This window comes from Oscillatoria sp. HE19RPO, from assembly GCF_024220515.1.
In the GTDB taxonomy this organism is placed as follows: Bacteria; Cyanobacteriota; Cyanobacteriia; order Cyanobacteriales; family Laspinemataceae; genus Laspinema.
This window is the reverse complement of record NZ_JAMXOT010000279.1, coordinates 1-9405: the sequence shown is the minus strand read 5'-3', so window position 1 is coordinate 9405 and position 9405 is coordinate 1. Positions and strand designations below refer to the sequence as shown.

Below are 9405 nucleotides of genomic sequence, written 5' to 3'. Positions count from 1 at the left end.
CCTAAAACTAAAGCAATAAGAATGACAAATCGTTCAAATGCTTCTATTTTATCTTGGATATTCACCCGGTCTTTATCAGGGTAGTCTTGGATATTCATATTTTTAGTGCCTCGGGAAGATGGAGCCATATTTTTCATCCAGAACCGATAGTTGAAGCCGGATAAAAGTTCGATTAAGGTCCGAAAAGTTACTTCAATTTTAAACCGCTAACTATAAGCCGTTATGATTTCTACTCCCGATAAATCCAGGTCTGTTGAAAGCAGAATGCTGGGTTTTCCTCCGGGCCACAATACTAAAACAAAACACCCTAAATTTTCGGGACAGACGAAGATGTAAATCTAGGGTACGATAACTGACTTTCTGTTTTTTTCCATAAAGGGATAACGATTCAGTCTTTAAAGAATTTGGGTCATTAAATAACGTGCGTAATTCCAGCGATCGTCCCCAAGTGCGAGGTCTGCCGGGACCTTTTTTCACGGGGGACGGTGGTAACGGATGCTTGGCAACCGTATTAATTTTGACCCGAGTAATTAAATGAATTGAATCGGACCGAAACTGCTTAATTAATTTTTTTGAAGCAAAATGGGCATTCTTTAATGACGTAATTTCCAGTTTTTATGTAAGCCCTACATAAGCCTGACATTTTATCAACTAAAGTCGGTGAATTTATATCAGATGTTTGAAGTCCATCTTGAAGGAACGAACGTAACCGTGACAGGGACTAAAGAATCCCCGGATTGTAATAACAGACTAATAGCTCCAAAATAATGACCCCGAATCCATTCAGGGCAAGGTCACATTACCTGATTCTTTGTGTAATTTTTTAACTAGGGGCATTTTTCGGCCTTATGAACGCCACTTTAATGCCATCCCCAACATAAATAGGTTGACCCTTCAACCGTTTGACATTTTCATGAGAAATCAACCATTTATACCATCTGTTTGATAATGTTTTGGCACTCCAACTTGTGGCGTGAAACCAATGCAGAGCGTGTCCATAGTAGTAATCACTCAGTCCCACTGCATTCAGATAACTGGTGATGGCCGGGGTCCGGTTGCATAACAAAATCCCCCAGACCACGATCGCTAACCATTCAAACGCCGCCTCACGGCTGAATGCAGGCCGTAGACTTTGAAGGGAAGGTAAATTCGCTCAAAGGGGGGCATAATGGTAACACTGGTTAAGCTTCAAATACTTACCAGTATGACTTATGGACTGGCTTTATGCCGGTCCATTTTTTCTGAGGCCCCATGAGCGACCAACTTGGGGTTATACAGAACTTTTCACTGTCCAGTTACATAGCCTCTAAATATAAGTCGCGAGTTTCTTAGCCCTCTCTACAATTTGGGTGAGTTCTGTAATAATACTCAAGGTAGAGGTAACGATAACCTAAAGATTGCTAGGGTTGGGGTAAGTTCTATCTTTGACCCTATGACTTCAAACAACAACAGGCCCAATCGGCTTAAAGAAATTCTCCGGGTTTTCTTATCGATCGCCATCATCGTAGTAGGCATTACCCACTTTACTCACCCCGCTCAATATGTCAGAATTGTGCCACCTCAATTACCTTACCCGACTGAGTTGGTCTACATTAGTGGCTTTTTCGAGATTTTAGGAGGTATTGGCTTACTGATTCCATTTGTCAGCGTTGCGGCTGCCTGGGGACTGATTGCTCTGTTTATAGCGGTTTTTCCCGCTAATATCAATCAGGCACTTAATAGTATTCCCATTGAGGGCATTCCTCATCATCCTGTGCTTTACTGGGTTAGACTGCCTTTTCAGGCTGTCTTGATTGCTTGGGCTTGGTGGTACACTCAAAACCCCGAGGAACAACCCGGCTCTTTTAAAGAACAATTATAGCCCTGGGGTTGCTGGCGAACTTTACCCATGAGCTTAGGCGAAATGAATGTTTAAAATTATGAGACAGGACTTAGACGAATTCTAAAAAATTACCCTAAGTGTAGAGGCGATTCGCGAATCGCCTCTACACTTAGGTTTTAAGGGAGCATCTCAATTTGGCCTCAAAGGGGAATTTATACGTTTTGCTCCCCCTGACCTCGTAGGGAAGGGGGTACCGGCGGTTAGGTCTCTTTGCAAAATTGAGATGCTCCCGGTTTTAATGTTAAAGATTGAGTCAGTCCAGGAGGAATTAGAGGGATGAAACACGAAGCAAAAAAATGGGTGATTGTGGGGGCGAGTCGGGGAATTGGTGCAGCAGTAGCCCAGCATTTTGTGTCTAAGGGGGACTGGGTGATGTCGGTTTGTCGAAGTGCGCCAGTGGCAGGGGAGTGGGTGAAAGCGGATGTTTCTATTCCCGCAGGGATTGAGACGATCGCCAATGCCGTCGGGGATGCGCCAGTGGATGGCTTGCTCTATATGGGAGGGGTCTGGGAAAATAACGCTTTTACTGAGCAATATGATTTCATGAAAAGCTCAGATGCAGAAACTCGATATGTGCTCAGTGTGAATGCGATCGCACCCATTGAAATTACGCGCAAACTGGTCAATAACTTGTCCCAATCTAAAAACCCGAGAGCTATTTTTATCGGTTCCCTATCCGGTTGGGAACACAGAGCATCGCGGGAAGTTGCCAATACCGCCTCAAAGTTTGCCCTCCGAGGTGCAATCCAATCCCTGAGATTAGCACTTCGCGATCGCAACATTGGATTTTCAGTCATTAATCCCGGAAATGTGGCAACGGCAGAAGTTTTGTCTGACATTCAAGAGGGACGATTTCCCCCCCAGGAAGCGATTCCCCTGGAGGATTTGGTTTCTTGTATTGACTGGATTGTATCTTTATCCCCCCACGTTGATGTGTCTGAGATTAATTTAGAACAAAGAACCCGTTAAGGGTATTCCAACAAATAAATCATCCTTGCTTTGATGCGATCGCACCTAACAAGACTCTTTTAGCCCGCGCAGGCGGGCTTCGTCCGTATAGCCCCAGGCTTAAGCCTGCGGGTTTTTTAGATATTTTATTGTGTGCAGTTCCCTAAACCAAGTGATGCTCGATCGCAAACCGCAACAGTCCGGCGCGATTTGTTGTTTCTGTTTTTCTCAACAGCGCACTCACATATTTTTCCACCGTGCGCGGACTCAAGTGGAGCCGATCGCCAATTTGGGCATTAGAAAGACCTTCCGCCAGTAAATCTAAAACATCTCGTTCTCGGGGCGTTAAAGAAATAGCAACCTCTGACTCTTGTGCCGTTAATTCCGTAGTTCCTGGATTGAAACTAGCCGGGAGAGAATCGTCAGGAGAAAACGGGTTGCTGTTGGATTCCGCAGGGGGAGAGAGGGAGTCATCGGAATTAAATCGCCACTGGGACTGGATGAGTTGAGAGCGCTCCAACAAATTGCGAATCACTGCACCGAGTTCCTCCAAATCAAACGGCTTGGGTAAATACAAATCACAGCCGAGTTGATAGCCTAAAATCCGTTCTGGGGTACTGGTGCGTGCGGTTAAAAAAATCACAGGTAACAACCGTAAAGCGGGTTTTTTGCGAACGCGCTTGACCAATTCATACCCATCCATCTCCGGCATGATGATATCCGTTACCAGTAACTGAGGTTGAAATTCTTCTACTTTCAAAAGACCCTCTTGACCATTCTGAGCGGCGATCGCAGAATAACCACACTGCTCCAAATAATGGCAGATAGACAGACGAATAGCGGGATCGTCATCAACAATCAGAATCGTCAAGGGCATGGGGTCTCAAGGGGGAACTGAACAAGTATAGACGCCACCGAGTAGCGTCTATACTTCTAGCGTAGGTCAAATCCAGGGTCAGGCCAACTCGATTTAACGAGTAGACACAGTTAAGCTTTCAGGTTGGGCCAAATTACCCGATAGAGTCACTTGCCGTCCATTGGCATGGAGATGGCGCAGGATTTTGTAAATCATTTCAATGCGATCGCCCGCATCGGCTTTCTTAGCCAACTCCTCTAGGGATAACGGTTTCCCTTCTGCGGCAATCACCTCCATAATTCGGGTTTGGAGGTGGAGAATCTCAGAAGCTGCCTTTTTACCCGCTTCCACCCCCGGTTGATGATAGGCATTGACGTTAACCAACGAAGCATATAACCCCACGGCGCGATCGTACAGGGCAATCAAAGCCCCCACGATGCGCGGATTCACCTGGGGAATCGTCACCGAAATGGAATCGCGCTGATTGTCATAAATCGCTTCGCGAGTTCCATACAAAAACCCTAACAAATAATCCCCGGTGGTGATTCCCGGTTCTACATCTGGGGAATGGCCCTGACGGTCTTCTAAAACCTCAATAAAGGTTAGGAAGAAATTCGGGACCCCCTCGCGCAGTTGTTGAACATAAGCGTGTTGATCCGTAGACCCCTTATTTCCGTAGACGGCAATCCCTTGATAAACCGTATTGCCTGCTAAATCTTTCTCCTTACCTAGAGATTCCATCACCAACTGTTGCAGATAGCGGCTAAACAGCAACAGACTGTCTTTATAAGGCAGCACCACCATATCTTTTTCCCCTCGTCCATTGCCTGCAAAGTACCAGGAGAGGGCCAGCAATGCGGCAGGATTGCCCTTCAGGTCCGGTTGGCGAGTGGCATCATCCATTTCTTTGGCCCCAGCCAGCATACCCTGAATATCAATGCCCTGTAAAGCAGCCGGGACTAATCCCACTCCAGAGAGTTCTGAGGTGCGTCCTCCCACCCAGTCATGCATGGGGAAAATGTCAATCCAGCCTTCTTTCTGGGCTTGTTTTTCCAAGGCGCTATCATGGCCGGTAATGGCCACGGCTTGGTCGGCAAACTTGAGATTCATGCTCTCAAAGGCTTTTTGGACCTCAATCATGCCGTTGCGGGTATCTGGGGTGGTGCCAGATTTAGAGATTACCAGGACCAGGGTGGTAGGCAGACGGTCTTTGATGTGATTTAACAAGGCATCGATCCCTGCGGGGTCGGTGTTGTCAATGAAGTGAATTTCTAGGGGTGCAGACTCAGGGGCCAAGGCTGTGGAGACAAATTGGGGTCCGAGGGCCGATCCCCCAATGCCGATGGAGAGAATGTCTGTAAATTTAGACGCGCTGGGAGGGTGGACTGTCCCGTTGTGAACTTTTTGGGCAAACTCCTGGATATGGCTGAGGTTTTCGAGGATTTCTTGTTTCAGTTCTGGGGTGGGTGCAATGTCCGGATTCCTTAACCAATAGTGACCCACCATCCGGCCTTCATCAGGATTGGCGACTGCCCCGGCTTCTAGGGCCTTCATGTCCTCAAAAGCTTGAGCAAACTTCGGTTTCATCGATTCGACGAAGGCATCATCGAATCTCATTCGACTGATATCCAGGTACAGTCCTAGCCCTTCATGATAATAGAGCCAGTCCTGATATCGTTTCCAGAGCGATCGAGCATCCATAACAATTCTCTACTTATCTTTGTTTCACCACACACAAGTGTACCGATATCAGTGGAATGAGACGAAGGATGCGGATACAATTAGACCCTTTCAGTGGTTAACCTGAGCTGGGATATCACGCCAATCCCGGGATGACTTCCCTGGAAGGCTTAAGGCTCGTTCATGTCTGGCAGAGGTAAAATTCGTAAAAACTTGACAAAATGCCCAATCACTTGTATAGCCACCAAATAGTTATCCAGCCTAAACCGATAAAAAATAGGATGAGCGCCGAGTTGGTGTAACTCCGGCAACTCTTGAATCCGTTCAATCTGCATAATTTTGAAAAAGACGAATTCGTAAACCCGCTCGAAACTAGCTCGGTCTAACTGCCGAAGATCGAGAAGGAAAGACCGACTATAGCGCGCTTCAAGAATCACAGGACAGCTCGATTCCCCCTGAATCTAAAGGTTGACTTGGAGATAAGTAGCAGCAACACCTTCAAAGCGATCGCAAATATCGCAAAGCTTCCTCACGGGTGAAGCTATCTCCAGGCTTAACGCTGCGGTTCGCTTGCTGAATGAAGCGCAGCACATACAGATCGTAATAAAGACTTTCTACCACAGCACCGACCTGTTGCAAATCATCATCCGGAAGCAACTCTACCTCCTCATAGAGTTGCACCAGCAAACTTCTAACTCTTTTTTTGAGCAGTTTCATCAATCCCTCCGAGGTTTGAGTCAGCGATTTTTGTCAGTGTAGCGGACTGGACTAATTTTCCAGCAACCCCATTAATCCTCTTAATTCAATGGGGGTAACGTCAAGTCTTCCACCGGACGAATAATCGGGTCCGTGGGTTGTTCTTCTCCCTGGAAAATAGCATTCAGGGCCAGTTCAAGGGTTTCTGCCATCACGATGCGGTTCTCATAGGCGACAATCACCCGAGCTAAAATGGGCAAACTATTTTGTTCGGCCTCAATATAAAGCGGTTCGACATACAGCAGCGATCGCTCAATAGGAATCACCAACAAATTCCCCTGAATGGCCCGAGACCCCTGGCGATTCCACAGGGAAATCTGTTGAGAAATCACCGGATCTTGGTTAATTCTGGCTTCAATTTGCTCCGGACCATAAACTAACTGTTGTTTCGGGAATTGGTACAGTAGTAAATTCCCATAATGAATCCCATCCGATCGCCCGCCCATCCAAGCAATTAAATTATTGCGACTCATCGGCGTAAACGGGTGCAACAAAATAAATTCTTCTGAGACTTCCGTGGGCAATTTCATAATCAAATAATAAGGCTCGACCGCTTGCTGCTCAGTGCCATAAATCTCATTGGGCACCCGCCATTGGTCTTCCCGATTATAAAAGACCGTCGGATCGGTCATGTGGTACGTTAGCAACCGTTCCGATTGCACCTCAAAAAAATCCGGGGGATAGCGGATATGGCTGCGGAGGGTCACCGGCAGAGCATCCAGGGGTTGGAGCAATTTGGGAAAAATCTCTTGCCAACTCTGAACCAGGGGGTCCGACGGGTCAGCCATGTAAAGTTTGACCTTGCCATTGTAGGCATCTACCACCACCTTGACCGAGTTGCGGATGTAGTTAAATTCCTGAGAAGTCGGTTCAGAATAGGGATAGCGATCGCTGATGGTATAGGCGTCAATAATCCAGTAGAGATAATTATCATCATCGGGAAACGGTTGTTCCATTGGGGTGCTTCCCGGCTCATATAATCGGGTATTGGCAACCACCAGATAGGGGTCACTATCAAATTCCAAAAACGGGGCGATCGCCCGAATCCGGTCCTTAATATTGCGGCGAAATAAAACTTTCGTCTCTGGGGTAAAATTGTCCGTGAACAACATCTGCCAGTTGTTCAGGTATTTGGCAAAGATTAACCGACGCCACCAAGAGCCAATCGAAACGCCCCCCGTCCCTTCATAAGTATTATAAACATTTTCATCCCCCTGGGGATAATCTAACTCCGGGACATTACTCGGTGCCATCACCTCTGTATCCGTCAGTTCCCCATAGTAAATCCGGGGATGTCCGATGGGAATGCTGGCGCGAATCAGTTCATTTGCGGTTCCTAATATGCCATCGTTGACGGTTTCACTCACAGTTTGGCGTTCCATGCCAATATCCCGAACGAAGTAGTCCGGCAATCCCCCAGGACCCACGGTATTCACCGGACTCAAGGTAAATCCATACCCGTGGGTATAAACTAAGTGTTCGTTGACCCAGGTTTGAGCTTCTGTGGGAACGGCGCGATAGTCCAGTTCCCGAGCCGAGATCAGGACCTGTTGCCGTTCCGTGATGGGTTCTTCAGATTCGGGGTCAGTTTTTCTGAGGGTGTAACGGTCGATATCCGCATCGGCAAATTTATAGTACAGCCGAATTTGTTGGAGTTGCCGATTGGTTTGCAGAAGAGGACGAGTATCCCAGAGGCGGATATTATTAATGGTCAGGTCATTGGCGAGGATATCCTCAAAGGTTAGGGCATTTTCCGGGTTGAAGAGTTGGACATCAATGCGATCGAGGTCGAATCCCTGGCGGGTGAAAGCGATACTGCGCTCGATGTAGGGACGCTCCCGTTCGATTTCGTTCGGTTGGACGATCACGCGTTGCACCGCGAACGGCAGGAGGGACCCGGCGATCGCCACCGTTGCGACATAGAGTCCCAAGGACTGTTTGAGCTGTTTAAAGTTCTGTTGTTCGAGTGGGCGAAAGGTCAGATAGAGTAAGAAAATGGCAACTGCCGCAGATAATAAGGTTAAGCCCCCATAGCTCCAGACTTCTACATTGGCTTGGGTATAGCCTGCACCATAAATTACATCATTGCTGGTATAGAGCAATTCATAGCGCAACAGCCAATAGCGCAAGGCGATCGCCCCGGTGAGTGCCGCACCCAATCCATAAAGGTGACGCAATTGCCCATCAGAAAATCCGGGAAACTTCCCTTCGCTGATACTATTGCCCGAGACTAAATAGATGACAGTGACGGCGGCGAAGAGGAAAAACAGCACTCCCAATAGCCAAAAGCCTAGGAGTTCCCAAATGGGCAAGTTAAAGATATAAAAGCTAATATCTTGGTTAAAAACGGGTTCGGTAATATTAAAGGCTGTGGGGTGGAAAAACAGCAGCACTTTTGCCCACTGACCCGAAAAGACGAGACCGAAGAACAGGCTTAAGACAACGGCGATCGCATAGAGTAAGCGAGGTTCCAGAACGATCGCCACCGTAAACAGCAACAACAGGGAAATTTGCCACCAGTCTGTTGTCATTTGCTGTAACATTTCCTGGCCGGAGTTGAGTCCAAATCCCAAGGGAACTGAGGGAGAATTCAACAGTAACCAGGAACCGGGATGCCAATAATCCACCACAACCTGAGCATAGTACACTAGGAGGGTGGAGATTCCTAAAGCTAGGAGAATGACGAGGGCCAGCAGGGATTCTAAGTTGAGGGCGGTATAGGAATTAGGACTCAGGATGTTAGGGCGGGCGATGGGGTGGCTAATATTGCGTTTCCAGCGATCGCGCCCTCCTGGGGGTTCCGTCAGTCCCCGGCTGAGGAGATCGAGTTTGCCATATTTAAGATGGTTCGCCAGAAATAGATTGCTGAAGGTTAAACCGCCAGTGATTCCCAGTCCTAGTGCCAGCAGCACTAAGCGGGTGAGGAGGCGAACCCAAAAGACTCGTTCGTACCCCAGTTCGTCAAACCAGAAACTTTCGGCACTCAAAAAAGCAAAGAGTTCTATCCCCATCCATAGGGCTAATCCGGCCACGATCCATTTAAAAGCTTGTTTTCCTAACCCTTTAAGCATGAATTTTAAAGTTTAGAGTTTAGATCTAGCTGTCATTGTAGAATTATCTCTGGGGTAATGGCGAACACTCCCAGTTTTCATACTTTTAATTTGCATAATTTTTAACCAACCCCGCACCCTAAAGGGTGGGGCTATACGGACAAAGCCCGCCTGCGCGGGCTAAGGGAACTCCAAAAAATAAAATCTCCAAAACGTTCCTTCGTAGTGACGGA

At 47.4% G+C, this 9405-nt stretch carries 8 protein-coding genes; 2 read left to right on the top strand and 6 right to left on the bottom strand.

Annotation, left to right across the window (positions count from 1 at the left end):
- Positions 1-823: 823 nt before the first annotated feature.
- Positions 824-1081, bottom strand: coding sequence for a hypothetical protein (locus NG833_RS22975; RefSeq protein WP_254567599.1), 258 nt, complete (start codon positions 1079-1081; stop codon positions 824-826).
- A gap of 351 nt (positions 1082-1432) precedes the next feature.
- Here NG833_RS22975 and NG833_RS22970 point away from each other — a divergent pair, with 351 nt between their 5' ends.
- Both NG833_RS22970 and NG833_RS22965 read left to right on the top strand, forming a co-directional pair.
- Positions 1433-1861 (top strand): DoxX family protein, encoded by a 429-nt coding sequence (locus tag NG833_RS22970; protein ID WP_254567598.1) that lies wholly within the window; start codon positions 1433-1435, stop codon positions 1859-1861.
- 297 nt (positions 1862-2158) lie between these two features.
- Positions 2159-2851 carry an SDR family oxidoreductase gene (locus NG833_RS22965; RefSeq protein WP_254567597.1) on the top strand — a complete coding sequence of 231 codons (693 nt, stop codon included), beginning with the start codon at positions 2159-2161 and terminating at the stop codon, positions 2849-2851.
- Positions 2852-2993: 142 nt separating this feature from the next.
- Here NG833_RS22965 and NG833_RS22960 read toward each other — a convergent pair whose 3' ends face one another.
- The 5 genes from NG833_RS22960 to NG833_RS22940 all read right to left on the bottom strand — a co-directional run bounded on the left by NG833_RS22960 (position 2994) and on the right by NG833_RS22940 (position 9193).
- Complete coding sequence (locus tag NG833_RS22960; protein WP_254567596.1) at positions 2994-3707, bottom strand: response regulator transcription factor; 714 nt, start codon at positions 3705-3707, stop codon at positions 2994-2996.
- 93 nt (positions 3708-3800) lie between these two features.
- Positions 3801-5387, bottom strand: a complete 1587-nt coding sequence (locus tag NG833_RS22955) for a glucose-6-phosphate isomerase (RefSeq protein WP_254567595.1) — start codon at positions 5385-5387, stop codon at positions 3801-3803.
- A gap of 149 nt (positions 5388-5536) precedes the next feature.
- On the bottom strand, positions 5537-5803 hold the full coding sequence (locus NG833_RS22950; protein ID WP_254567594.1) for a cytotoxic translational repressor of toxin-antitoxin stability system: 267 nt from the start codon (positions 5801-5803) through the stop codon (positions 5537-5539).
- 61 nt (positions 5804-5864) lie between these two features.
- Positions 5865-6083, bottom strand: coding sequence for a hypothetical protein (locus NG833_RS22945; RefSeq protein WP_254567593.1), 219 nt, complete (start codon positions 6081-6083; stop codon positions 5865-5867).
- Between the two features lie 80 nt (positions 6084-6163).
- Complete coding sequence (locus NG833_RS22940; protein WP_254567592.1) at positions 6164-9193, bottom strand: UPF0182 family protein; 3030 nt, start codon at positions 9191-9193, stop codon at positions 6164-6166.
- Positions 9194-9405: the final 212 nt, after the last annotated feature.